General features: G+C 74.0%; 1 pseudogene. It reads right to left on the reverse strand.

From position 1 onward, the window contains the following. A pseudogene (locus ACFPZL_RS13900) lies at positions 1 to 754 on the reverse strand (PucR family transcriptional regulator); the annotation flags it as partial.

Genomic DNA, 754 nt, shown 5'->3' on the forward strand with positions numbered 1-754 from the left:
GATCGCGCAGCGGGTCGAGCGCGCCCGCCAGCTGCGCCGTGCCATCGCCCGTCATCCCGGCGAGGACCAGGCCGATCGTGGGCAGCTCGGCGTACCGCAGCACGGTGCGGCCATCCATCATCGCGGAGTCGAGCGCCTGCCTGGCCTGGATCGCGCTGCGCCGGAGCCGCTCGGCGGGGGCCGGGAGGCCGAGGCCGAGATGCACCGATCCGCTGCCGAGCGGGGTGACGGCGCTGACGCGGGTGACGAGCTCCTCGACGTACTCGTCGGGCAGGAAGCCGCGCACGCGGTCCGGCTCCCGGACGAACACGTGCTCGAGGCCGAGCTCGTCGAACCAGCGCACGATCATGCGCTCGAGATCGACGGCGCGCGTCCGGGCTCCGAACTCGAACGCGGTCAGGTCGGTCTCGCGCACGTCCCAGCGGCGGAGCAGTTCGGCCGCCGTGGCGCCGCCGGCGAGCAGGATGTCGAGCAGTGCGGTGCGGCCGAGGCGCTCGGTGAGGGACGGGTCGCGGGTGCGCAGGAGCAGATCGAAGAGGGCCGCCGCCTGCGACGCGAGATCCCGGTTGCGGCTGGTGACGCTCGTGCGCGAGGCGATGACGAAGTAGCCGGCGAGGTCGCGATCGGATCCGACTTGGTGCGTCTGCAGGCCGGGATGGCGGACGCGGACGGGGCGCCCGAGCGCGACCGCGGTCGCGTCGTCGATATGCAGTCTGCCGGCGCCCGCGCTCGCGATCAGCTGGCCGTGCGCGTC

This window comes from Leucobacter soli, assembly GCF_042659205.1.
Taxonomy (GTDB): Bacteria; Actinomycetota; Actinomycetes; order Actinomycetales; family Microbacteriaceae; genus Leucobacter; species Leucobacter soli.